This is a genomic window from Bacillus sp. FSL P2-0099 (assembly GCF_038007445.1).
GTDB lineage: Bacteria > Bacillota > Bacilli > Bacillales > Bacillaceae_G > Bacillus_A > Bacillus_A mycoides.
The window spans coordinates 2,731,558-2,756,796 of record NZ_JBBOXE010000001.1; the positions used below are offsets into that span (position 1 = coordinate 2,731,558).

31 protein-coding genes and 1 pseudogene are annotated in these 25,239 nt (G+C 34.4%); 5 read left to right on the forward strand and 27 right to left on the reverse strand.

Annotation, left to right across the window (positions count from 1 at the left end):
• Positions 1-36: 36 nt before the first annotated feature.
• From MKY90_RS13830 to sleB, 3 genes are read right to left on the reverse strand one after another with little or no spacing between them, the layout of a single operon-like run.
• Positions 37-633 (reverse strand): YhcN/YlaJ family sporulation lipoprotein, encoded by a 597-nt coding sequence (locus MKY90_RS13830; RefSeq protein ID WP_341091604.1) that lies wholly within the window; start codon positions 631-633, stop codon positions 37-39.
• 26 nt (positions 634-659) lie between these two features.
• Positions 660-2,000, reverse strand: coding sequence for a germination protein YpeB (gene ypeB / locus MKY90_RS13835; protein WP_215599563.1), 1,341 nt, complete (start codon positions 1,998-2,000; stop codon positions 660-662).
• A 15-nt stretch (positions 2,001-2,015) separates the two neighbouring features.
• Positions 2,016-2,795, reverse strand: coding sequence for a spore cortex-lytic enzyme (sleB, locus tag MKY90_RS13840; RefSeq protein ID WP_113936330.1), 780 nt, complete (start codon positions 2,793-2,795; stop codon positions 2,016-2,018).
• Between the two features lie 144 nt (positions 2,796-2,939).
• On the opposite strand from sleB, the gene MKY90_RS13845 reads away from it, so the two are divergent.
• Positions 2,940-3,272, forward strand: coding sequence for a DUF3889 domain-containing protein (locus MKY90_RS13845; protein WP_215599561.1), 333 nt, complete (start codon positions 2,940-2,942; stop codon positions 3,270-3,272).
• Between the two features lie 66 nt (positions 3,273-3,338).
• Here MKY90_RS13845 and MKY90_RS13850 read toward each other — a convergent pair whose 3' ends face one another.
• From MKY90_RS13850 to kynU, 5 genes are all read right to left on the reverse strand, one after another.
• The gene (locus MKY90_RS13850; RefSeq protein ID WP_215575840.1) at positions 3,339-3,962 is read right to left on the reverse strand and encodes a Pr6Pr family membrane protein; all 624 of its coding nucleotides are present in this window, start codon (positions 3,960-3,962) and stop codon (positions 3,339-3,341) included.
• Between the two features lie 20 nt (positions 3,963-3,982).
• Positions 3,983-4,900, reverse strand: coding sequence for a serine hydrolase domain-containing protein (locus tag MKY90_RS13855; protein ID WP_340851527.1), 918 nt, complete (start codon positions 4,898-4,900; stop codon positions 3,983-3,985).
• A 126-nt stretch (positions 4,901-5,026) separates the two neighbouring features.
• Complete coding sequence (gene kynA, locus MKY90_RS13860; protein ID WP_000661975.1) at positions 5,027-5,866, reverse strand: tryptophan 2,3-dioxygenase; 840 nt, start codon at positions 5,864-5,866, stop codon at positions 5,027-5,029.
• A 33-nt stretch (positions 5,867-5,899) separates the two neighbouring features.
• Entirely contained in the window at positions 5,900-6,529 is a 630-nt protein-coding gene (gene kynB, locus MKY90_RS13865; RefSeq protein WP_002032714.1) for an arylformamidase, read from the reverse strand.
• Positions 6,530-6,531: 2 nt separating this feature from the next.
• Entirely contained in the window at positions 6,532-7,818 is a 1,287-nt protein-coding gene (gene kynU / locus MKY90_RS13870; protein WP_341091608.1) for a kynureninase, read from the reverse strand.
• Between the two features lie 159 nt (positions 7,819-7,977).
• Between kynU and MKY90_RS13875 the strand changes: the two genes are divergently transcribed.
• Complete coding sequence (locus tag MKY90_RS13875) at positions 7,978-8,589, forward strand: TetR/AcrR family transcriptional regulator (RefSeq protein WP_063219089.1); 612 nt, start codon at positions 7,978-7,980, stop codon at positions 8,587-8,589.
• A 47-nt stretch (positions 8,590-8,636) separates the two neighbouring features.
• On the opposite strand, the gene MKY90_RS13880 is transcribed toward MKY90_RS13875, so the two are convergent.
• From MKY90_RS13880 to MKY90_RS13910, 7 genes are all read right to left on the reverse strand, one after another.
• Entirely contained in the window at positions 8,637-8,876 is a 240-nt protein-coding gene (locus MKY90_RS13880) for a DUF3953 domain-containing protein (RefSeq protein ID WP_002085155.1), read from the reverse strand.
• A 22-nt stretch (positions 8,877-8,898) separates the two neighbouring features.
• Entirely contained in the window at positions 8,899-9,144 is a 246-nt protein-coding gene (locus tag MKY90_RS13885; RefSeq protein WP_000873838.1) for a DUF3977 family protein, read from the reverse strand.
• A 115-nt stretch (positions 9,145-9,259) separates the two neighbouring features.
• Complete coding sequence (locus MKY90_RS30425; protein ID WP_078185647.1) at positions 9,260-9,355, reverse strand: helix-turn-helix domain-containing protein; 96 nt, start codon at positions 9,353-9,355, stop codon at positions 9,260-9,262.
• Positions 9,356-9,648: 293 nt separating this feature from the next.
• Entirely contained in the window at positions 9,649-9,822 is a 174-nt protein-coding gene (locus MKY90_RS13895; protein WP_341091611.1) for a hypothetical protein, read from the reverse strand.
• Positions 9,823-9,838: 16 nt separating this feature from the next.
• A complete protein-coding gene (locus MKY90_RS13900) occupies positions 9,839-10,177 on the reverse strand; it encodes an NIPSNAP family protein (RefSeq protein WP_341091612.1) in 339 nt (112 codons plus the stop codon).
• On the reverse strand, positions 10,150-10,746 hold the full coding sequence (locus MKY90_RS13905) for a GNAT family N-acetyltransferase (protein ID WP_341091614.1): 597 nt from the start codon (positions 10,744-10,746) through the stop codon (positions 10,150-10,152). Before MKY90_RS13905 ends, MKY90_RS13900 begins: the two co-directional genes overlap by 28 nt.
• Positions 10,747-10,758: 12 nt before the next feature.
• Positions 10,759-11,529: a DeoR/GlpR family DNA-binding transcription regulator gene (locus MKY90_RS13910; protein WP_098168309.1), complete on the reverse strand. Its 771-nt coding sequence runs from the start codon at positions 11,527-11,529 to the stop codon at positions 10,759-10,761.
• Positions 11,530-11,780: 251 nt separating this feature from the next.
• Between MKY90_RS13910 and MKY90_RS13915 the strand changes: the two genes are divergently transcribed.
• Positions 11,781-12,278 carry a hypothetical protein gene (locus MKY90_RS13915; RefSeq protein ID WP_098168311.1) on the forward strand — a complete coding sequence of 166 codons (498 nt, stop codon included), beginning with the start codon at positions 11,781-11,783 and terminating at the stop codon, positions 12,276-12,278.
• 59 nt (positions 12,279-12,337) lie between these two features.
• Here the strand turns inward: MKY90_RS13915 and MKY90_RS13920 are convergent, their stop codons facing one another.
• The 4 genes and pseudogenes from MKY90_RS13920 to MKY90_RS13935 form a co-directional block, all read right to left on the reverse strand.
• Entirely contained in the window at positions 12,338-12,940 is a 603-nt protein-coding gene (locus MKY90_RS13920) for a class I SAM-dependent methyltransferase (protein ID WP_063219094.1), read from the reverse strand.
• Between the two features lie 26 nt (positions 12,941-12,966).
• Positions 12,967-13,872: an NAD(P)/FAD-dependent oxidoreductase gene (locus MKY90_RS13925; RefSeq protein WP_063219095.1), complete on the reverse strand. Its 906-nt coding sequence runs from the start codon at positions 13,870-13,872 to the stop codon at positions 12,967-12,969.
• A 97-nt stretch (positions 13,873-13,969) separates the two neighbouring features.
• Positions 13,970-14,371, reverse strand: a complete 402-nt coding sequence (locus tag MKY90_RS13930; protein WP_063219096.1) for an Rrf2 family transcriptional regulator — start codon at positions 14,369-14,371, stop codon at positions 13,970-13,972.
• An 86-nt stretch (positions 14,372-14,457) separates the two neighbouring features.
• Positions 14,458-15,089 (reverse strand): annotated as a pseudogene (locus MKY90_RS13935) (DUF4085 family protein).
• Between the two features lie 220 nt (positions 15,090-15,309).
• On the opposite strand from MKY90_RS13935, the gene MKY90_RS13940 reads away from it, so the two are divergent.
• On the forward strand, positions 15,310-15,903 hold the full coding sequence (locus tag MKY90_RS13940) for a hypothetical protein (protein ID WP_061674243.1): 594 nt from the start codon (positions 15,310-15,312) through the stop codon (positions 15,901-15,903).
• A 168-nt stretch (positions 15,904-16,071) separates the two neighbouring features.
• Here the strand turns inward: MKY90_RS13940 and lpdA are convergent, their stop codons facing one another.
• The 7 genes from lpdA to MKY90_RS13975 all read right to left on the reverse strand — a co-directional run bounded on the left by lpdA (position 16,072) and on the right by MKY90_RS13975 (position 23,714).
• Positions 16,072-17,451 (reverse strand): dihydrolipoyl dehydrogenase, encoded by a 1,380-nt coding sequence (gene lpdA / locus MKY90_RS13945; protein ID WP_098168312.1) that lies wholly within the window; start codon positions 17,449-17,451, stop codon positions 16,072-16,074.
• Positions 17,452-17,466: 15 nt separating this feature from the next.
• Complete coding sequence (locus MKY90_RS13950; protein WP_341091619.1) at positions 17,467-18,666, reverse strand: dihydrolipoamide acetyltransferase family protein; 1,200 nt, start codon at positions 18,664-18,666, stop codon at positions 17,467-17,469.
• A 27-nt stretch (positions 18,667-18,693) separates the two neighbouring features.
• Entirely contained in the window at positions 18,694-19,728 is a 1,035-nt protein-coding gene (acoB, locus tag MKY90_RS13955) for an acetoin:2,6-dichlorophenolindophenol oxidoreductase subunit beta (RefSeq protein WP_098168314.1), read from the reverse strand.
• A 17-nt stretch (positions 19,729-19,745) separates the two neighbouring features.
• A complete protein-coding gene (gene acoA / locus MKY90_RS13960; protein WP_341091622.1) occupies positions 19,746-20,744 on the reverse strand; it encodes an acetoin:2,6-dichlorophenolindophenol oxidoreductase subunit alpha in 999 nt (332 codons plus the stop codon).
• A gap of 169 nt (positions 20,745-20,913) precedes the next feature.
• On the reverse strand, positions 20,914-21,393 hold the full coding sequence (locus MKY90_RS13965) for a DinB family protein (protein ID WP_063219097.1): 480 nt from the start codon (positions 21,391-21,393) through the stop codon (positions 20,914-20,916).
• 41 nt (positions 21,394-21,434) lie between these two features.
• Positions 21,435-22,631, reverse strand: coding sequence for an MFS transporter (locus MKY90_RS13970; protein ID WP_098168315.1), 1,197 nt, complete (start codon positions 22,629-22,631; stop codon positions 21,435-21,437).
• 123 nt (positions 22,632-22,754) lie between these two features.
• Positions 22,755-23,714 (reverse strand): helix-turn-helix domain-containing protein, encoded by a 960-nt coding sequence (locus MKY90_RS13975; protein ID WP_098168316.1) that lies wholly within the window; start codon positions 23,712-23,714, stop codon positions 22,755-22,757.
• 136 nt (positions 23,715-23,850) lie between these two features.
• Between MKY90_RS13975 and MKY90_RS13980 the strand changes: the two genes are divergently transcribed.
• Complete coding sequence (locus MKY90_RS13980; RefSeq protein ID WP_341091625.1) at positions 23,851-24,696, forward strand: oxidoreductase; 846 nt, start codon at positions 23,851-23,853, stop codon at positions 24,694-24,696.
• Positions 24,697-24,790: 94 nt separating this feature from the next.
• Here MKY90_RS13980 and MKY90_RS13985 read toward each other — a convergent pair whose 3' ends face one another.
• Positions 24,791-25,174 carry a DUF4181 domain-containing protein gene (locus MKY90_RS13985; RefSeq protein ID WP_078185625.1) on the reverse strand — a complete coding sequence of 128 codons (384 nt, stop codon included), beginning with the start codon at positions 25,172-25,174 and terminating at the stop codon, positions 24,791-24,793.
• Positions 25,175-25,239 lie beyond the last annotated feature (65 nt).

Below are 25,239 nucleotides of genomic sequence, written 5' to 3' on the forward strand. Positions count from 1 at the left end.
CAGAAAAACCCCGTACAATTTAGTACGGGGTTTTCACTATTTTTTCAAATGGTTATTTGACTGATCTTCTTGTTCTTTTCGTAGTTCTTGTTCTTCATCTTTTGGTAATTGTTTATCATTATCTTTAATCGGATTCGTTTCTCTATTTTCAATCATATCATTTGGAACTTGCGGCATTACTCGGCCAACAATTGCTGCTAATTCATCAAGTATACCTTCACCAGTTTTACCTTTTTTAATTTGCTTCCCTATTTGTTTTAGTCGTTCATACGTATCGAGATCTGCAACAACGACTGCATTTGCACCGTTTGGGTCATTCTTCAAACTCTCTGCAACAGAATACTTAATTGACTCAACGCAAGTTCGATCAAGTTTCGCTTTCACATCAATACCTACAACAGCATACTTCCCAACTACTACTGCTGTCGCATCGTTTACACCAGGTATACTTGCAGCTAAAGATGCCAGATGATCAGCTGCTTTTTCATTTGGCTTATTTGATTTATTTGTATACGTAACATTTTTCATCGAGACATTTTTTTGTTCTGGCTTTTCATTAGGATTGTCTTTTTTTCCAATGCTACATCCAGTAATAACGAAACAAAGCATTAACATATATATAATGATTTTCATTATTTTCACCACTTTATCATTGATGTTTAATCATAAATTTTCTCAACAGCTTGCATCTTCTTCACTTTTTCTTCTGCACCGCTATTTGCGTTAATAAAAATTTGGTACGTATCTTTCCCTAAAGTACCAATATATTCATAACAAAGTACTTCATTATGCAAGTCATTTACTACTACAGCTTTACGTTCTTCCATAACTTTTACATCGGGGTTAATTTTCTTTCTCGCCTCAGCAGCGGTTAGCTTCGCACTCGGAATCGTTCGTTTTTGATGTGATGCTAAATATTCCTTTGCGGAAAAACCAACAATCGACCCATCATCTAAAGCAATTTTCATTTGGATTGCTTCTGGATAAATACGCACTCCATTTTCACTTGCAACGTACGTAAACACACCGATATTATCATATTGAGAGCTATCAAACAGCTCCATATTTGTAAACTTGTGATCCTTTAAAAATGTTAATCCTTTACTTCCTGCATCATTTAAACTAATTTTTTGCTCTTTAATTTCTCGGTTGTTCATTACCCAAATTGGATATCCGCCTTTTTCAGTAATATCCATATAATACTCATTGTTCGTTGCTGGATCTTGAATTTTCACACTGTAGAATGATTCTTTTGCACCTTTTCCACTTTTCTCAACTTCTACTTTTTCATTCCCTTTTAAGTTTAAAAATGATTTCGCGATTTTTTCCGCTTCCTCTTTCGAAATCGCCTTTCCTTTTGCCTCAAATCCGCCTTTTTTATTCTTTTGTGCACTTGTAAAAGTCGGTCCAAAGTTTGTGGACGAGTATGAGGTTACATTCTTTTCTACCGTCTTTAATCCATCGATAATTGTGTTATCTGCTGGGTCTTGGTTTGACGCAAGAGCCATTTCTACATCCATCCAGCGAAGATTATTTTTCAATACAAGATGCTGCACTTTTCTCAGTTCATCTTGTATATTTGCTGCATTTGAATATAAACCTTGTAACGTTTTATATTCTTGATCATTTAACGGATCTTTTTCTAAATCACGAACCGCTGCACGATAACTAAAATCACCGATATTCGCAAGGAACTCTTCCGTTTTATTAAATGGCATTAATGTTAAAGGTAATTGTCCTACATCAGAACGAGCCTCTGCTGTTAAACGCCATACATCTACTAAAGCTGGCGATAATGAGGAACGTGAATTCATCGCCAGTGTTGTTCCAATTTTATCGTGTAATAAATCAACTTCATATGCTAAATCATGAAACGCACGCTGATAACTATTTTCCGCTCGAATTAATACTGCATTTTTCTCTTGATGCTCTTTATAGCCCCAATACCCTGTTCCGACTACACCTACTGTTAACAATACGATGATAATACCTCGTAACATGTTTCCACCTCCGCTCTATTTACAGAAAATATGCTTACCAATTTTTTTAATTTGTGGACGAGTCCAAATCCATTTACTTGTCGCAGTATCTGGGTTGAAATAATATAATGCATTCCCAGTTGGGTCCCATCCATTGATCGCATCTAATACGGCTTTTTTCGCATTTTCATTTGGCGTTAAATATATTTGTCCATCTGCTACTGCTGTAAATGCTCTCGGCTCAAAGATTACTCCTGAAACAGTATTTGGAAATGATGCACTTGTGACACGGTTTAAAATAACCGCAGCTACTGCAACTTGTCCTAAATACGGCTCACCACGGGATTCTCCGTATACAGCGTTTGCCATTAACTGAATGTCATTTTGAGAATAACCGTTTGGAACATTTGTCCCTGTACTTTTTGGCGGCTTATTTTCCTGTGTACCTCCACCACTGTTCCCTTTATTAGTTGTAGTATCTTTATTAGCGGTCGACTTATCATACTTCGTTGCCTTTACAAGCATTTGCTTCGTTTTAGCACCCGCTAAACCATCAACTGGTAATCCGAATTTTTGCTGAAAGTTTCGAAGTGCCCAATATGTACCCCATCCGAAAACACCATCAACTTTCCCCGTATAAAATCCGTTATATTTCAAACGAGTTTGCAGTTCAATGACATCTTCTCCAGAAGCTCCCCTTTGAATCACTTGATTAGAAAAGGCTTCTACATTTTTGGTTTGTATACTACTGACCATCAAAGATAGTCCCACAAATACAAGCAAAATCGCTATCTTGAAAACAGCTTTTTGACGCATGTATTTCCCTCCTTAATTACGGAAATGATTTCATGGTTATGTTTTGTAAAACCCTCGTTTTTATGTAAAGAAGACAAAAAAATCCAAACTTATATGCTTAAAGAAATATGTAAATAATATAAAAAAAGACAAAAGGAGCTTATTATGAGGCATTTCTTCGCACGCACAGCATTTATAATTTTTTTAATAACAACATGTTCAACTATATATACTGGTCAATCTATAGTTCACGCACAGCCACCCTATGCAAAATGGGGTAAACTGGCCGTTGAAAAAACGAAAGAACAATATCCGAAAGCAGAGATTATTGATTACCTTCATATAGGTAGAAAACCAAAAACTGTTCAAATAACAGTTGAAAAATTTAAGCTGTGGCTGCGTGAAGGTGGGAAAGAATATGGTGTTTTTGTTGATGTAGAATTCGATACGAAAACAGAGAAATTTTTAAAGATGTCCTTTCACAAAACAAATCGGTAGAACAAATAAACCCCTCTGTTTTACTTAAAACAGAGGGGTTTATTCATACACATTTAATAATGAAAGTTATTGTTTTAAACTTAAAGATCGATTCCCTAACATTTTCACCAATCCACAAATACCTCCAATAACAACTGCTATCCCTATACTATATAAAAACACTCTACCATATCCCCCTATTCTCGGATCTAAAAACGGATATGGGTACCAATTAACGAATGGACCTCGTATTAAGCTATAGACAACATATAAAAGCGGGAAAACAAGCCAACTCGCAGCCTGTTTCCATGTAATGGTCTTCGTAGGTGGATTTATAACCCAATCTAAAATCATCGCTAATGGCATGATGTAATGAAGCACAGTATTTACCCACGGTATTGGTGTTTGAAGTGACTCTTCTAATCCCCTTAATAACAAAAAATAAATAAGCCCTGTAGTCAGTATGTATACTGTAGCTGCACCTCGAAGAACTCCAAACTGCTCCGAACGTCCAAATAGGGTTGTCCCTAAACTACTTAATAGAAGAATTACCGCCACTAAAATGTTGCTTTCAATTGTGAAGTAACTAAAAAAATTAACTGGATTGAACGGTTTCACTTGTGCTCTTGTAACAAATTGAGTAACAAGTGCACTAAACGCTAAAAGACTTAAAAACAATCTTAATATCGCTATCATTTTTGCACTTCTCATAAAACACCTCCTGTCTCTTCTTATTTATGATTGGAATTCTCTTTTATATGTTCTATAAATAACTTTAATGGTACGAGGCCACGTTTAGGCATGTGACTACTAATTACTGCTACGATCTCTAACTGTGGAATGATAATAATGTATTGCCCTCCGTATCCCATAGCAAAATACATACAATACGGTATGTGAAATCTTTCGTTATTTAACACCCACCAGTGATATCCATATGCCCCGACATGTTCATACGTTTCAAATAGAGCTGTACTTGATTGCTCTAACCATTTCGATGATATAATTTCATTTCCCTTCGAATATCCATTCTGCAAACATAATTTTCCTAACTTTAATAAATCTATAGATTTCATTTTCATACCGAATCCCCCGACATATACACCTTGCGGGTCTTGTTGCCATTCATATTCCGTAATGTTTAATGGATCAAATAAATACTTTTTCGCGAACTGCTCCGTCGACATTCCAGTTGATTCTTGAATGATGTAACTAAGTAAGTGAGAAGAACCTGAATTATAATTCATTTTCGTACCCATTTCTTCAATGAACGGCTTTTCTAAAATGTATTGCACCCAATTGTCTGATTCCACAAAGTCATTTGGGAAAACAACCCCATTGCCGAATTCTTGCCAATCTTCTCCTGTTGTCATCGTTAATAAATGATACAGTGTTAATTCCCTTTTTTTCTCCGGTACATTGGGAATCCATGTTGTGATTGGTGTATGTATATTATTTATAAATCCTTTATCAATTGCGATACCAATTAATATAGATACGATACTTTTTGTAATCGAATTAATTTTAAATAAGTCATTTGCACAGTCTATCGTTTTATAGTACTCAGTCGTTAATTCCCCCTTTTGATAAACAAGAAATGTATTAACCTTTTTCTTTTCAAATTTATTTTGTAATTGCTCGAAATTCAAGAAATCTTCCTCCATCTAAACGGTTATGTAATATTTGTAGTTCATCTCGTTCTCTCTATTAAATCATATTTGTTATTAAAACAAAAAAATAAACTTGCCAGCATTTAATAGCTGACAAGTTTATTTTTATAATTTCGTTCGAACGTTCCAAAGCTCTGGGAAGAAGCATTGATCAAGCACTCGCTTTAAATAAGATACGCCAGAAGAGCCACCTGTTCCCATTTTATGACCAATAATTCGTTCTACCGTTTTCATATGACGGAAACGCCATTGTTGTAGCCAGTCTTCAATATCGATTAATTTCTCTGCAAGCTGATATAAATCCCAATATTTCTGCACGTCCGCATATACTTCTATCCAAGCCGCTTCTACAGTTGCATCCTCTTCGTAAGGCTGCGTAACATCACGATTTAACACATCTTTATGAATTGGAAATCCTTCTTTAACAAGGGCTTGTATCGCCACATCATACAAACTTGGTGCATGAAGTGCTTTATGAAGACGAGCATGTAATTCTGGGTCCTTTTCATAAATTTTTAATGCATGTGGTGTTTTATAACCAAGTGCATATTCAATCATTCGATATTGATACGATTGAAAACCTGAAGCCTGACCAAGTGAATCGCGGAACTCAATATATTCTGATGGCGTTAATGTCGCAAGAATATCCCAAGATTGAATAATTTGCGACTGAATTTTTGATACACGTGCTAACATTTTAAAGGCTGGTGGTAATTTATCTTGTTTAATAGATTCAATCGCTGCATTCAATTCATGTAAAATTAGTTTCATCCAAAGCTCACTCGCTTGATGGATGACGATAAATAACATTTCATCATGATGATCTGATAATCTTTGTTGACTAGATAATAAGCTATCTAGCTGTAAATACTCTCCGTACGTCATATTCTCCTTAAAATCCGTATGAATCCCTTTTTCCATAATTACCTTTTCATTTTCTTTCATATTAGCCAAACGCCCCTTTGTGTTCATTTCTACTTATATTGGTCTAATAACAGCTCGAACTGGACTCCCATCCGCATCTGTTAATGCAAGTGGTAATGCAATAAGTTCGTAATCGCCGTCTACTACGTGATCTAGTACGACATTTTCTAAAATATGAATTCCATGTTTAAATAATTGATGATGCGCTGCTAGTTCTTTATCATCTAAAGGATCAACAGATGGTACGTCCACCCCGATTAAACGAATTCCCTTTTCAGAAAGAAAGGCTGCAATATCTGCGCGTAAATGCGGGATTACATCTGGGAATTCATTTGCTTTACCATGTGAAGATGTACGTAATAACAATCGTTCTACACCTTCTAAATGAAAGTTTTCTAATTCCTTTTTCCCGATGCTTTCAAGATTAGAAACGTCAATGATCCGTGCTGGACCAACATAAACTTGAATATCTAAATCCAACACCTTCTTACCGTCATTATCAAAATGAAAAGGTGCATCAATATGAGTACCTGTATGGATACTCATCGTTAACTTTCCGACATTTACTGAACCACTGTCTTCTTTTGACCATGAAACTTCATACGAGAACGGTGTATCCCCTGGCCATGTCGCGATATCATTATTTAGCGGTTGTGAAATATCAATCCACTGCGATGTTTTCATGCTTACGCCACAACCTCTCGCTTATTTTCAAAGTTTTTATATTCTTCATTTTTCATAATGTTCTTTAAGATTTGTACAGAATTCCATACTTCCTCATACGTATTGTATAAAGCAACAGGCGCAAGTCTAACTCCATTTGGAGCTCTAAAGTCTGGAATAACCCCATTTGCTTTTAACGCTTTACATATACGTGCCGCCTCGGCATGTTCTAAATAAATATGCCCGCCTCGTTTTTCATCCTCTAATGGATTTCCAATTGTAAATTCAAAGCCTTTTAATTCATGTTCAATTAAATCAAGCATATATCTCGTAATATGTAATGATTTTTCACGTAACTTTTCAATACCAGCTTCTTTAAAAATTTCAAGAGAACCGATTAATGGTGCAGTACTTAATACGTGAGGTGTCCCTATTTGATAAGCTCCAGCATGGTCAGCCGCTGTTAATGAATGCTCCATATCAAATTGCTTATCTTTTCTAGAACTAAACCAACCAGATAATCCTGGGAGTCTATTAAAGTGTTTATTATTTACATAAAGGCCTGCAACACCACCAGGACCTGCATTTAAATATTTATAATTACACCATACAGCGAAATCTACATCCCACTCTTTAAAATGATGCGGAATGGAGCCGATTGAATGACATAAATCAAAACCGATATGAATACCACGTTTATGAGCTTCAGCTGTTAATCGCTTCATATCAAGAATTTGTCCACTTCTATATAGTACAGAAGGCAATAATATTAAAGCGATATCATCGGTCATCGCATGAATAATATCATCTTCAGAAAATGTTCTTCCATCTCGGCTTTTCACTCGTACTAAATGTTCATCTGGATCTAAGCCTTTTAAACGAATTTGACTCTGAAGTGCATAAATATCTGACGGAAAAGTTAATTCATCCGCAAGAATTTTTGTTCGTATTCCTTTTGGCTCATAAAACGTCGCAATAACTTGATGTATATTCGCAGTCGTGGAACCGGTTACAATCGTTTCTTCCGGTAAAGATCCAATAAGAGGTGCTGTCAATTCACCCAATTTCTCCGAAAGGAAAAACCATGGATGCTCACCTTCAGTCCATCCATCAATCCCAAACTCTTTCCATGAATCTAGCAAGGTAAGTAACGATTTCTCTGCTCTTTTTGAAAGCAACCCTAAAGAGTTACCATCTAAATATATTGTTCCTTCTTTTTTATAAAATTCAGATTGAAAATCTTTCAGTTCATCATGTTTATCACATTCAAGCGCATACTCATAAGTTGGTTGAAATGGTTCTTTATACATGGTGTCACCTTCTTTTAATTTTCTTTTTATTCTAACTAATTGAAATATATCACTTAAATTGATATAACGTCAACGATATTATGTCAGTTGACTTTATATACGAACTTCTTTTACAATACAATTATATTTTCAGATATTTCAGTATAAAGAGGTGATTCCTTGAAAAATTCTACTCTTTCAACAAGAAAACACCGCTCCTTAGAAACAAAAAAGAAACTATTACATTCCGGTTATACTATGTTTATAAAAAACGGATTTCAGAAAACTACAATCACGCAAATTATTAAACATGCAGAAACTGGTTATGGAACAGCATATGTATATTTTAAAAACAAAGATGCTCTCCTCGTCGTTTTGATGGAAGATGTTATGAATCGCTTTTATGATATTGCTGATCGCTCTTTTTCCCCTCAAACAAAGGCCGAAGCACGAGATATGATTCAGAATCAAGTGCGCGCTTTTTTACAGTTAGCACAAGAAGAAAGAGCTATATTACAAGTTGTTGAAGAAGCAATAAGAACCTCAAAAGAAATACGTCAAAAATGGGATGAGATTCGCGAACGCTTTGTAACACGGATTATACAAGACATTACTCATTCCCAGGAAAATGAATTAGTACGAAATGAGTTAAATAAAGAGATTGTCGCATGCGGCTGGTTCTCTATGAATGAAACGTTTCTTTGGACAATCGTGCAAAATGATAAAGAACTAGAATTAGAAGAAATTGTACATAATTTAACGGTAATGTATACGACGGGGTTATATAAATAGCACATTATAACCTCAAAAAACCGTTACTCAATATGCTTAGTAACGGTTTATTTAAAATATTTTATTAACGATACAATAATACAAAAAAGTGATGTAAGTAATAGCAAAAGCCCCATATTCTTATTCTCTTTTTCATCCTTCTTAACGTTTTGTATCCCCATACCGGCAAGCATAAAACCTAAAAGTAATTGTAAAATGAGCATACTTTGCTTCGAATCATCATTCCAACTGTAAATAGAATAGCCCATTATAATAAAAGCGAGTATGAATGTGATAATTCTAATCATAAAAACACCCCCCTGTGTGATTCTATTGTTTTAACCTACTCACCATTCCAACAATAAACTTATACTCAGCTCTACTTTTTCTTACTTTCTTAAAGCCCTCTTTCGTATCAAAAATAAAACACGTTTTCCGAAACCAAATCCGTACATATAAAGACTCAAAATAAATAGGTTTAATAATTCCTCGTTCCTCGAATTCAGTTCCATCTTTATTTTCGGTTTCCGTTCGAATGAACCACCTATTCCCGATTCCAATTTCAATATACTTCACATGCTAACCCCCTTCAGGAAATCTTCTTTCTAATTATTCTATTATTTCCCTGGCAAGCGCACATTCCGACAGAACGTGAGCCCATAAAGAAAAAGTAGATTACAAAAATCTACTTTTATAGCCTAAATTTTTGCATACGTTTATAAAATGTACTGCGTGGCACATCTAATAGTTTTGCAGCTAATGAAACATTTCCGTTTTGTAACTCAATTTATTTTGATTTCCCATCATTGTCTGTAATAAAATGATATTTACGTTTCGCATATTTTCCGTCCATTTATATTTTGAAAATTGATTACAAATAACAACTTCTTCATCACTAGCAATTTCATCTAAAAAGCGGTGAATTAAATATAGTTTATTTTGATGTATTTGAATGCTAATTCACGTTCAATCGCATGGGCAATTGAAGTTACCCATGATGTGAAGACTCAATCGAACAGGAGAAATAGTGTTTTCAACATAATTAGAAAAAGATACGGGTATGTTTAAAATTCGAATATTTCAATGCACTTTTTTATTCTTTTTTAGTAGCACTATATTTTGTATAATAGATCCAAAGAAAATACATAACCAAAACCACTTTTGCGGATTGTTATTTATAAAGAAAATTATCATCGCTATTGCGAATAAAATAGTGGATGCTAGACTAATATATAATTTCGTTTTAATCTCCATTAGGCTTCACTCCCTATCATTTTACAGTACATAGTAACTCTTCATTTTTCATCTCTACTATGTACTCTCGTAAAACATATTCTTTCCCGCCATGCTTTTCATACCAATCATGTATTCTTCTAACATGCATCTTATCACTTCTAACTTTAGTTTCAATTTCTTCATAATCTTCATAACTATCATATTCCCATATTGCAAATACATCAGTCGTACCATCATTATTATCTTTCATCCAGCTTCCTATTAAACGCGAACCATATTTTAATTGATTAGGTAAATTAGTATCATTGAAATGATCATTAAATATTTTTATGAATTCATTTTTTACTACATAGTACTTCCTTCTGTAAAACATACTTCTTCACCTCTTTTATGAAAAGTACTATTCACCCTACCCATTACAAACGTATTGTAATAATTACCGTCCGACAGCCTCTTATCATTTTTCAGAATGCCTTCTACTTCGAAGCCTAATCTTTTATAAAGCTGAATTGCTTTTGCATTTATTTCTAACACTTGTAACGCTATCTTTTTCACTTCATTTGCATCAGCCCAATTAATAGATTGTTGTAATAGGCTCTTACCCATTCTATATCCCCAAAACTCTTTTAAAATACAAATGCCAAACTCTACTTTATGAGACAATCTCTTTAAGTCCGATCCTTCACATCTCGAAAATCCAACGATACGGTTATGAACTTCCACAACTAAAAAGAGATTTCTCGTTTTTTCACTATCCATTTTTATTATTTCCTGGAAACCTTTCGTATCTATAAATCCCTCACCTTCTTCTCTATCCATATTTTCAGTTTCTCCATCGATTTGTACTCTTATTTTCGATAGCTGCTCTGCATCTGTCTCAGCTGCAGAACGAACTGTATAAGTTAATCCATTTATATGAAACTCTTGTCCTTTTATAATCATTTCAAACTCCTTTTACATGCAGTCTATTGGCGCTATTACAATTTGTTTACCTTGTTTCTCAAATTCTTGAATAGTTTCTTTACTAGCCTCTTCATCTGTTATTATAAGGTCAATTTCTTTAAGTGACTCTCCTTTTATAAAGCAGTCTATTCCGAGTTTATTATGAGGAGCTAAACAAATATTTCTTCGAGCGATTTTGCTTACTGTTTTTCCAAAATGAGCAACTTCCGGTGTTGCAGTACTTATACCATGTAATGAAACTCCACCACCTGTAGAAAAATAAAGATCAATAGTAAAACTATTAATCAATTCAGAGGCAAGTGTATCAGTAATATTTCCTGAAGGTTTTACCTTACCACCAATTAAATACACTTCTATGTTCTTATATTCTCGTAACGAACTAGCTATCTCTATAGAATTCGTAATAACTGTGAATGATGTTTCGGGTAAAAATTTTAACATGGCACAATGAATTGAAGCCCCACCAATAAAAACAGAATCTCCTTCTTGTATATAAGATGCAGCAACTTTAGCGATTGCGTCCTCATATATAGAGCCATTACTATAACGTTTAGATGGCTCTACGGCTAAGTTCCTCACTCTTGCAAGTTCAATTGCACCTCCGTGCGTTCTTTTTAATACCCCCTCCTTCTCCATAATAGATAGATCTCTCCTTATAGAATCAATAGACATATCAAATATTTCAGCAAGATCCTTTGCGACTACTCTTCCATCTTTCTTAAGCAATTCTAAAATGTTCTCTCGACGCTCTTCAGTAAACATGTTACCACCACCATTATTGAAGATTCTGAAATTTAAACTTCATGTTAATTATATGCACGTTTCTTCCGTTTTACAATATTTTCAATTCTTATTTCCCCAGCTTTATGCGGGTTTTTTCTCTCTTTCTATTTCATTAATTTTAATACCAAATACATGCATATTTGCATATTCCACAAAAAAACTTCCATTTATTTTCCTACTGATGTAAAATTATTCCTATGTTTCACTTTTCAATACAGAAAGGAATTACTATGAAATCTTTAATTAAGGTAACTTGTACAGCATTAATATTTACAGGAATCATGGCAGGATGTAATAGCAGTGCTACACCAAAACAAGAAAAGAGCGCTCTCGAAAAGAATGCAATGCATTATGGGGAAATATTTAAAAACGGATACTATAGAGCAACAGTTGAAAATGCAAAATTTGAAAAAATAAACAAAGAGTGGCGCCTAACAACTCGTGTTATGATTAATAATGTTCGAGACGATGGACAAACTATTGATCTTTCGGAAATAAAATATTTCATACAAAATGAAAAAACTGGTCAGAAATATGAAGGTGAAGCTCATCCGATAGGTGACGAGCACTATAAAAATGTTCCACACGAATTCTCTTTAACTACTGACGTTGTATTTGAAATGAAAACTTCTCCTAAAGACTTAAATAACATGTATTTGTATATTGATAGTAAAGTTGCTCCATTAACAAATACATATTGGAAGCTTGATAATCTAGTATCTAAATAAAAAGACCAGTCTTAAATGACTGGTCTTTTTACATTCAAGTATTCAACATCCAATAACATTTATATTGATTTTCTAATAACAACTTGAATAACATGAGCTAAACCAGTATGTCCTTTCCCTTCAACTCGCTCTTGTTCTCCATTAAAGAAATGAATAACCTCATGCCCTTCACACCAAGTAAGAATATCAATTGGCTCATACAGCATATCAATATCTTTCGGCCCACCAGTACCATAATTTAATTGTTTTTTCGAATAAACTTCAAACATTATTAATCCACCAGGCCTAATCATATAAATCATTTTATTCAATACCATTTTTTGATTGTCAGTATGAAAATGTCCAAATACCATAATTGCCGCATCAAATTCATTATCTGGCAAACCATCAGTTAATAAATCTACCTTTTTTGTATGCACGTTTACGTCATACTTCTCGGCTAATTTTTTTGTTTTTTCTAATCCACTCTCAGAGTAGTCAATAGCAGTCACTTCATGGCCTTTTCTTGCTAGAAAAACAGCATTTCTACCTTCTCCCTCTGCGAAAGCTATTACTTTAGTATAATTTGCTAAACGAAATGCTTGTTCTTGAATAAACGTATTAGGTTCTTCCCCATAATAATATTCATCCGATTTAAATCGATCATCCCACATGTTATTCATCTTCTTCTCCTCCTTCTAAATGCTAGTTAGAACCGCTCATCTGTAATATCACTATTAATAGCAATCGCCGCTTTATTTCCCTGTGATGCAGCAATAATTAACGACGATGGACCTTGAGTCGTTGTTTCTCCTGCTACGTAAATATTTTTTTCTGAAGTACGACCAAAATCATCTATTACAAAAGTTTCATTACTTTGCAGTTCACAACCAAGTTGTTCTAAAAATTGATTTGGCCTAAAAAAAGTAGGTACTATAAATCCACCGGCTCTTTCAATGTGCCAACCTGAATGAAACTCTACTCGCTTTAAATAACCCTCTTCACCTTGTATTGAACGAATAGGCTCTGTAATAACTCTTATATTTTTATTACACAGTTCATCCATGAAAGGCGTACTTAACTCATTACCATTTGTTGCAATTACTAAATCCGTAGACCAGTTATAAACTAATTTTGTCATATGCAACGTATAATCTTCGTTTTCAGAAATAATAATAAGAGGTTGGTCTTTTAATTCCCATCCATCACAATACGGACAACTAAATAAACTTTTTCCATAAAATTCCCGTACTTTAGGGATGGATGGAAATTCTTCCTGTATACCTGTTGCTAATAAAACTCTTTCCGCCAAATATTTTTTATGATCTAATGTCATAATCTCAAATAAACCAGTCGATTGCTTCGTTATCGTTAAAACTGTTTTTTCATAATAATGAATCGATGGATACTTCTTCAAATCATTTAACCCTAATTCCTTAAACTCTTCTGGTTTAATCCCGTCACGTGTAATAAATCCATGAGACTTTTGCGTTACACGATTCCTATTCGTTTTATTATCAAATAACGCTATTTGTTTACGAGCTCTCCCTAAAACTAAACCTGCATTAAGCCCTGCTGGACCTGCTCCTATTACTGCACAGTCAAAACATTTCATAAATAAACATCCTCCATGAATAAGCTTAACTCATTAACTATAATTATAGATATTAAAGAGTCTTTTTATCCTTAATTAACTTAAAAATAAAAGCGGATTAAAAATCCACATTTATTTTTTTCGCAAGATCTACGATTTTTTGATTTCGTAACTCTTCTTCCATTTTTTCCTCTGCCGCAAGCATTACTTCATTAATTAAACATCCAGGTTCCTGATGTAAACAGCATTCAAACAATGATGTTTTTCCTTCAATAGCATGTATAATATCTAAAAAAGAGATATCTTCCCAATTACTGCTAAGTGAATAACCACCTTTAGGTCCTGATGATGAATGAATCATGCCTTCCTTCGTCAATTTAGTTAGTATTTTAGACAAGTATGTTGGTGAAACATTCTGCATTTCCGCTAACTGATGAACACTAACTAACTTATTTGGCGTAGCCTTTGCCAGAAAAAGCATTGTGTGAAGAGCGTAATTTGTAGCTTTAGAATATTTCATAATACGGCTCCTATTGCAGACTTCATGTATCTACAATATCTTCATTTTTTCATCATGTCAAACATTTGTAATTTAAAGGCATGATATTATTTCTTTTCAAGTAATAAATTCGTTGCACAAATCGTCACTTCTCTAAATGGACAGTCAAATAAAACACCCAGTTCGAAACCGTCTTCAGTAAGCTCTATTTCATGGTATAGCCACCAAGCACCTTCAAAATTTTCAGGTATAGAACATTTGGTCACTCCTGTAAAAAAACTTGAAGTTTATTGAAATCACTAAAAGTACCAGTGCAATCTAATACGATAGACAAAGTATATTCTGACTTACACTTTACTACTTTAATCACACTATCATGCAGTGAGAATTCATGTAATTGAACAACGTTTGACGGAAGTTTTTTCTTAATCGAATTAAAATATTCTAAGTATGATTGATCTAATTGTGTCATTCTTTTTTCATAATCTGCTGTCCACTCTAACAAAAGTTTCTTTAATTCATTAGGGGGATATTCTGAATCAATAGTGTTGTTATAAAAGTATGAATGTAGCGTTTCAGGAAGATAATTTAATAAATCTTCTTTCCTTTCTTCTACTTCATCTTTCAAACTTTGTAAATAATCGGGATCTATTTCTTTACATTTTTCTATTGATTCTATGAAATGTACAAATCCTGAAAGTTGCATTTCTTTATACCAATCTCTTGTAAAATATTTCAATGATATCTCTCCTAAAACATTTCAACATCCAACAAAGGCAATATATCTATTTATTATATCATTCCAATAGCTATTTTTTCTAAAGAATAAATGCAAAACTGTAAATATTCCGCCTATTATTTCTAAAACTTCAGAATATTTACAAAAATATGAAATTAGAATACATTTTACATGTACAAGTTTTACCTGTACAAAAATCTAAACAAAAAGGGATGGTTATATGTTGAAGAAATTAGTAGCAGGGACATTAGTAGCAGGTTTTGCATTAACTGGAGGATTAGGAGTAGTAAGTGCTGCAGAAAAAGATAATACAATTAAATCATTTGATTATTTAAAAGTTGATGAAAAGAATGTTAATTCATTCACAAAATTAAGCGATCAATCAAAAAAAGACATCCAAATTACTATGGTACTACCTAAGCAAAATGAAAATGGAGATTGGTTAGCTTATGGCTTTACTAGCAGAGAAACATTGAATGCTTTTATTGAAAAGGATAAAAAGGCACTTAAAAATAAAATTAACCCTTTAGGTAGTGGTGCTGGTAGTACCGATTTTTATGAGCATCAAAATAAAGGTGGACAGTATATTTATTGGAGCAGTGGCTTTAAAAACCTACCTTCTAGCTGGAACGACAGAATTTCTTCTGTAAGTACAGCTTCACCTTCTGCAAGTTATTCAACAACGCTATGGGAACATTCTTCAACTCAAGGATATGGAAAAGGTGTCTCCTTTAGACACTCTGATTGGTATGGTCAAACTGCTAATTTAGCTGCCGATTGGAACGATATTACTTCAGCTATTGAAATTAAATAGTAACAGGGCATTTTAATTAAATAAGTGAAGAAGTTTCAAAATCACTATACTCTCATCGATAAAAAAAACATGAGAGTATAGTGATTTTTCTAGTATCTTTTTATACATATTGCTACTTAAATATTATTTACTAAAAAGACCAGTCCTATTAGACTGGTCTTTTTACCTTCAAGCATGTACAGCATGTCCTACTGCCTGCAATAATGCTTCATGGATTGCTTCAGATAAAGTTGGATGTGCTGCAATATAATCTCTCATTATATCAGCGGTTACTTCTGTATGAATCATCACCGTTCCTTGTCCGATTAGTTCGGTTGCACGAGGACCGATAATAGAAATCCCTACAATTTCTTGATATTTAGGTTCCACAATAACTTTTACTTTCCCCGTTTGTTCTCCAATAATAAGCGCTTTTCCGTTCGCTGTAAATGCGAATTCTCCGATGAGGATGTCACCGTATTGCTCTCTTGCTCCTTTTTCTGTTAAACCGACACTAGCAATTTCTGGAGCTGTATAAATACAGCGAGGTACAGCATGATAGTTTACTTTCACATCTTCTCCGCTCGCGTGTAATGCCGCTGTCGTTCCTTCATGGAAGGCAACGTGAGCAAGCTGTATTCCACCAATCACATCACCCGCTGCGTAAATATGTGATTTGTTTGTTTGCATATGTTCATTCACAGAAATTCCTTTATTTGAAAATTGAATGCCTGCTTTTTCTAAAGCTAATTCTTGTACACGTGGTTTTCGACCGACAGAAACGAGAATGAATTCCGGGTTGGCTTCTTGGATACTTCCTTCATATTCAAATGAAGCCTGCTTCTTATAATTATTTAATCCTTTTAAAGCCGCTCCTGTAAATATTTTTACACCATCATTTTCTAGTTTCTCCCTTAAAATTTGTGCGATATCTTCATCTTCACCAGGTAATAATTGCGATGCCATTTCAACAATCGTAACTTTTGTTCCAAGACGACTATAAATGCTTGCAAACTCGCAACCTATTACACCACCGCCAACGATTAATAATGATTTTGGTATATTTTCTAGGGACATTGCATGACTACTATTTAAAATCCACTTCCCATCAAATGGAGCAAAAGGTAATTCAGTTGGTTCTGATCCTGCCGCTATAATAAACTGGTCTCCAACTACTACATCTTCTTTATCACCATGTGTAACTCGCACACGGTGATCCGTTTCAAATTTCGCTTTACCTTGTATAACTTTTATTTTATTTTTCTTCATTAAATATTGGATTCCTTGGACGAGCTGCGTTACGATTTGTGATTTCCTCGCCTGTATTTGCTTCCAATCAATTGATATACTTCCTTCGTTAAGTGTAACTCCATAATTATTCGCTTTTCTCACAATGTCATGCACTTCCGCACTTTCTAACAATGATTTCGTAGGCATACAACCGACATTTAAACAAGTCCCACCAAGATCAGATTCATCAATAAGAGTGACATCTTTTCCATTTTGAGCCGCGGTAATTGCCGCTACATAACCAGCAGGTCCGCCCCCAATAACAACTAAATTACTCATTTTCTCACCTTCTCTTTATAAAAGAATTGTTACAGGCTCTTCTAAATAACTTTTAATTGTGCGTAAAAATGTAGCTGCTGGTGCACCATCTAATACACGATGATCGAATGTTAAACTTAAAGGTAACATACTTCCTTTTCTTAATTTTTTCCCTTTATATACAGGAACATGTTCAATTGCACCTACACCTAAAATACCAGTTTCAGGTGTATTTAATACTGGTGTGAAATATTCAATCCCGAAGCTACCTAAATTACTAATTGTAAATGTTGTCCCTTGCATATCATCACTACTTAAACTGCCTGCTCGTGCCTTTTGTGCCACATTTTTAATCTCTTTAGATAACTCTACTAAAGATAGATTATTAGCAAAGCGAATAGCTGGAACGACTAATCCTTTTTCTAACGCGACCGCCATACCTAAATGAACATGTTCAAATTGATGAATGGCATCATTTATATACGCGCTGTTCATTTCTTTATACTCTCTAAGCGCTAATACAACAGCACGAGAAACGAAATCAGTAATAGTTAGTTTGTTATCGTATCGTTTTTGTACAACTTCCGCTATTTCTTTATGTAAAGCAACTAAATCTGTAACATCTACTTTCATCGTTAATGTTAATTGCGCACTATTTTGTAAGCTTGCATGCATACGGTTCGCAATTGCTTTTCGCATACCAGTAATAGGAATGACTTTACTTTCTTCTTGTTCAAGTACTTCTGGAATTGCTACTCTTTCTTCAAGCGCCTTTAATACATCTACCTTTGTAATTCTTCCGCCAGGTCCTGTACCAATTAATGATCTAATATCGAGATTTTCAGTTTTTGCAATTTTCTTTGCTACTGGAGATATTTTAACTCTTTGCTTCGTCACATCTATCGCATATGGTTCTGGATGTTGTACCTTTTTAGGTTCTGGATTAGATGCTTTTTCTTCTACAACATGTATGTTTTCATGAACTTCTACTTTTTCGTCCGGTTTACCGATGTAGCAAATTACAGTACCCGGCGGCACTCCCTCATCTTCACTTACAGCTATATCAAGAACAGTTCCATCAGCTGGTGCTTCTATTTCAGTTTCGATTTTTTCCGAGTTAATACTAGCAATTAGTTCACCTTTTTCTACATTATCACCTGCTTTAATATTCCAGCTCGTAATAATACCTTCTTTCATCGCCATACCTAACTTCGGCATTACAACTTCTACAGCCATGTTTCTCTCTCCCTTCTCATCGTTTCATTACACACGTAATAAAGATTGGTCTCCGATCATTTCTGATACAGTTTCAATTACTTTCTCCGGCGTTGGTAAATATAACTTTTCAAGTGGTGGCGAAAACGGAACTGGTGTATGTGGTGCTGTAATTCGTTTAATAGGTGCATCTAACAAATCGAATCCTTTATCCGCTACAATTGCCGCAATATCTGTTGCGATACTACATCTTGGATTTGCTTCGTCAATAACAATCAGGCGATTCGTTTTTTCAACAGATGCTAAAATCGTATCTTCATCCAGCGGTGATAAAGAACGTGGATCGATTACTTCTACTTCGAGTCCTTTTTCCGATAATTGCTTTGCAGCTGCAAGTGCTGTATGAACTTGTTTTCCAATTGCAACGATTGTTACATCAGAACCTTCACGTTTAATATCTGCTTTTCCTAAAGGAATTGTATAGTACCCTTCTGGTACTTCGCCTTTCATATTGTAAAGTGTTTTATCTTCAAAGAAGATTACTGGATCGTCATCTTCAATTGCCGCTAATAATAAGCCTTTTGCGTCATAAGGATTGGAAGGAACGACAACTTTTATACCTGGAATGCTCGTAAATAACGCATATAAACTTTGTGAATGCTGTGCCGCTGCGCTAAATCCAGCACCGTGCATCGTACGTACTGTAACTGGCACTTTCGCTTTTCCACCGAACATATAGCGGAACTTTGCACCTTGGTTTAATACTTGATCAAGACAACTACCGATAAAATCATTAAACATTAATTCAGCTATCGGACGTAAACCGGTTGCAGCAGCTGCCATCGCCGCTCCCATATAACCCGCTTCTGAAATTGGAGTATCTAAAATACGATTTCGACCAAACTCTTGTACAAGTCCTTTCGTAACACCGAGTACACCGCCCCATGCTTCATCATCTTGCAAGTGATCCACTTGTGCACCGCCTGCAACATCTTCTCCGATTAAAATTACGTTTTCATCACGACGCATTGATATTTTCATCGCTTCATTAATTGCAGTTGACATACTTACTGTTCTATTCATTATTTTTCACCCTCCTCTTATTTGTAAGAAACGTATACATCTTTTAATAATTCTTCATCTTCCGGATATGGACTGTTTTCACTAAATTCAATTGATTTTTGTACTGCTTCATCTACTGCCTTTTCCATATCCACAAGTTCGGATTCCGTTAATAAAGCTTCATGAATTAAATGCTTGCGGAAATGCACAATCGCATCTTTTTCATTTAAATGTTCTTCTTTTTCTTCCGCTGTTTTATACGTTTGTGCTTCTCCTTCAAAATGACCGTAATTACGATATGTCATGCATTCAATTAAAATTGGGCCACCGCCATTACGTGCACGCTCAACAGCCTCTTCCGCCGCTTTATATACTGCTAATAGATCTTTTCCATCTACTTGAACACCCGGAATGTTATATGCTTTTGCACGATCAGCAATAGAGTTACAACTAGAAGCATATTCAAATGTTGTTGCTTCACCGTAACCGTTATTTTCTGCGATAAAAATAACTGGTAACTTCCAAATCGCTGCTAAATTAACCCCTTCATGGAATGTTCCTTCATTATTTGCTCCGTCACCGAAGAAGCAAACACTTACATCTTTCGTTCCTTTATATTTAGCTGTTAATGCTGAACCGCAAGCAAGTGGAAAACCTCCGCCTACAATCCCATTTGCACCAAGCATTCCTTTGTCTAAATCGGCAATATGCATTGAACCACCTTTACCTTTACATAACCCTGTCGCTTTCCCAAAAAGTTCGGCCATCATGCCATTTAAATCACAACCTTTTGCGATACAATGGCCGTGACCTCTATGCGTACTTGTAATACTGTCACTATCTGTTAAGTGGGCACATACACCAACTGCTACTGCTTCTTCACCAGCGTATAAATGAACGAAACCTGGCAGAACGCCTTGCGCGAACAATTCATGCACCTTGTCTTCAAACTTACGAATTTCTAACATTTTTTCATACATCCAACGAGCTTGTTCTTTCGTAATTTCATTCCCTTTACTTTCAGTTGTTTTTAACATGTCCAGCCCTCCTATTTTCTTGTTCATCTTTTATATTGCAAGTACTGTGCCAAATTCTAATTCCTGATTTAACAGGTTTTCTCTTTTCTTTCATAATAAAAAAGTGGACAAAATGAGACATCTGTCTCGTTTTGTCCACTTTTGTTCACCTAATTTGAGAATTATTATCTTATTCATTATCAAAACTCTTCTGTAATTTCCGAATGTAAATAATTTGACCAATGTGATACGCGTTATGAGTCGTTACATTAGCTAATACTTCCCACCACTTCGCAGATACAGGAAATCCAATTACATCACTTTCAACCTTGTCTTCATTTATGAGACTTTGCCATTGTAACAGTTTCTCTAATAGTTTTTCTCTTAACTCTTCAAATGATTGATTATCTGAAAGCATAAAACTTTTGTTATTATCACCAATAGCGGGCACAGCATTAACATTTGATTCTTTGTACCTAGTTTGCCACGTCGTATTCCAATACAGTAAATGTTGTACAATTTCAGCTATACTATTACACTCTTCATTCGGTTTCCAGAAAGCTTCTCTCTCAGATAAATCCTTAACTGCATCTGAAAATGGAATATACCAACTGGGATCATTCGCATTTGCTAATAACTGATCTGCTAATACGTCTTTAACATGGAACACTTTACTTCCCCCCATTAAAAAGATTCATTTCAAGACAATACTCACTTCTCTATATACGCTGAGTTTGCCAGATCCCCTCTTTTTAGCCTTAATCCCAAACATATGCACATAAAGAAACCGAAAGCACCTAATCCATAAGCTGTTGTATATCCACTTTCCCCGATAATCCATCCTGCAAGTCCTGGTCCAATCATTTGACCAACTGCATAGAAAACGGATATAAAACTAATTGCCATTGAGACATATTTCGGAGATACTTGCTTTGAAGCAGCAACTTGAATTAATAAAAGGATACCTCCGAGGCTGGAACCCCAAATAATTGCCGACATGATAAAGCCAATGGTATGTCCAAATATAATTGGAATCATATCACCTATTACAGCTAATAAAAGTGCAATACATAACGTCTTCTTTATACCAATCCGATCCGAAATCAATCCCCAGACAGGAGCTCCTACGATTGAAAACATTCCTGCAATCGCATAAACAGTTCCCGAAATTGATGCCGAAATACCATTATTAATCATAAAACTAGTTTGATATAAATTTGGAATTAAATAAACAACGCCCACAATAAAATACATCCATGCAATGATGTATAACTCTTTCGTTTTCCATAAAAACGACTTATTATTCCTTTCCCCCTCATCTTCAGTAACTTCTGGATTTTTCAAAACAATTGAGGCAACGAATACAACAATACATGTAATAACGCCAAACAAAAGCCATGAACCACGCCAACTATACTCTGGAAATGTACGTACTATATAAGGAACGATTATTCCACTAAATAGCATGCCTATGCCAGCACCGCTTAATAATAGCCCCATTGCAGTTCCTCTTTTTTCTGGAAACCATCCTACTGTTATTGACATGAGTGGTGTATATACAAGAGCACTTCCAGCTCCAGAACATAGCATAAAAATAGCAGCTATCCAAACTGAAGGAACAAATGATAATCCTATTAAACTTATAACGATGAGCCAACTCCCTATTAATAAAACTGATTTTGCTCCAAAACGGATAGTAAGTATTCCAGATGTTCCGACTGTTAATAAATACCCTAAAAAGAGTATAGTTCCTAACATACCTGCTTGAGCTGTAGATAAATGGAGTCCTTCTTGCATAAACGGTAATATAATTCCATATGCCATACGTGCAAAACCCGTCGTTGTTATAATAAGAAACATTCCTGTTAATACAAATATCCAAAAATGACTTTCATTCCGTTCTTTCATTTAAATTCCTCCATAAAAAGTTATTTCCAATTGGATGTTGTTTGTAATTATAATGACCATTACAAAAAGCAACTACCAAATGACGGAGGAATTTACGGTATAGCGGATTATTCCTTTTTTACGTTAATAAATACGTAAAAGTTCTGATGGATTCATTCCATACTTTTTACGAAATAACTCTGAAAAATGACTGACATTATTGTATCCAACTGCAAATGCCGTTTCGGTCACATTACTATTTCCCGAACGCAATAAATCTATCGCATGTTCCATACGCTTTTCTCGTAAATATGCAAATGTGGACATCCCAAATAATTCTTTAAACCCAATTTTTAATTTATAATCATTTAACTCTACTATTTTAGCTAATTCTAATAATGATGGGGGTGATTCCATTCGTTGAAGTAAAATTTCTTCAGCCTGTTTTATTTTATTCAAATCCTGTTTTGATAATTGACTCCTTTTATTTGCGTCACAATCATTAAACAACACTCTCCCAAAATGTATAGAAAGCAATTCGAGCGCTTTACTTTCTAATTCTAGTTGACTAATACGATCCTTTTGGGGATGCTCTATCATTCTCTTAATAAGACTAGATGTTATAGAGTCAATTGGATTTTGAAACTTTTTAAAAGATTGATTTCCTAATATAGAATGAAAATCAAGACTTTTTTCAATAGCATTATTCATCATGAAATGATTAAACAATTGTACAGGAATCCCAATCGCTAATGAATATAGAGGCGTTTCTTTTTCATATTCAAATACTACATCAAAATCATTCATAAAATATAAATAGCTATTTCCAGTCATTAATTCATACGAAGAATGACCAACTTGCACTCCTCCGAACCCTTGTAAACAAAAATTAAGCTCCACCATTGCTGCATCAGATGCAAACTGGATGCGATGGTTATTATGAAATTGATAATTTGATAACACAATTTCCATACCTGAAAATGAAGTCCATCTTCGTATTTCACCCATACCTATTGTTTTTGGAACATTCATATGTCTTTCCTCTACAACTTGTAAACCATAAAAATATTTATGAAAAATATCATGAAAACCGTTAGTCTCCATGAAACCCACACTCCTTTTATGTAAAAACCAAAATTTAATTGATAATTATTTTCAATTATATCAAATATCTTTATACAATAAATAGATTTTCTCTTTATAACTCGTTATGATAAAAGAAAAAGAAAGCGAGCGAACAATGAATAAAAAAATCGCGATTATTACAGGAGCATCAAGTGGATTCGGACTTTTAACGACACTTGAACTTGCAAAAAAAGACTATTTTGTCATTGCTACAATGCGCAATATTGAGAAACAAATAGACTTAATATCTCAAGCTACTAAACTCCACTTACAACAAAATATAAAAGTTCAACAATTAGATGTAACAGATCAAGGTTCTATACATAACTTCCAATTATTTTTAAGCGAAATAAACAGAATAGACATTCTCATAAATAATGCAGGATATGCAAATGGGGGCTTTATCGAAGAAATCCCAGTGGAGGACTACCGTAAACAATTTGAAACAAATCTTTTTGGAGCTATATCAATCACTCAGCTTGCCTTACCATATATGAGAGAACAGAAAAGCGGAAAAATCATTAATATAAGCAGTATTAGCGGGAAAGTAGGATTCCCTGGTCTATCTCCTTACGTTTCTTCAAAATATGCATTAGAAGGCTGGAGTGAATCCCTTCGCTTAGAAGTAAAGCCTTTCGGAATAGACGTTGCCTTACTTGAACCTGGTTCTTATAACACGAATATATGGGAAGTTGGTAAACAATTAGCTGAAAACCAATCTGATACAACCTCTCCTTACAAAGAATATATGGATAAAATACAAAAGCACATAAACAATGGCAACGATACACTTGGTAATCCGATGGATGTTGCAAATAAAATCGTAGAAATTGCTGAAGCAAGGCGTACTACATTACGATATCCAATTGGGAAAGGTGTAAAATTTATGATCTTTGCGAAGAAGGTTCTTCCTTGGAGATTGTGGGAGTTTCTTGTATTGAGGAGCTTTAAGAAGATGTAACTGTAAAGTAAATAATAACCATTTATCATCGAACGGATAAATGGTTATTATTTAATTCATGATTTCATTATATGTACCATCAATAATCATTTTATTATGCAGCAGGTGGAACGAAGTAAAATAGCATCGAAGTCATAAAAATAAATGCAAATAATCCAATTATCGAAAAAATATATTCTTTCGATTCTCTATCATACTTCCATTCCATCCATGTCCTTAGGATCCACGTAACCCCTAAATAAGTGAAAATGATAAACCAAATATTAGTGCTTTCGAATTTAAATATGTAAATAAAACTAATTATTAAATAAACAAAAAGCAGTCCTATTTCCAATTTTTTATGTAAGCTATTTACATATTTATTATATCCCCAAAACCCGCTCTTTGGCATATTCAATTTTTTTCTTAAAAATCGATCCAAAAAGTAGCCCGCTATACAAAAACCAAAAATTATAATCCAAAATGTATAGGTTCTCAATATCATTCCTCCTATTACTTCATTGAATTGTTTAAAATAAAGTGGACTATATTAACGGTTATTGA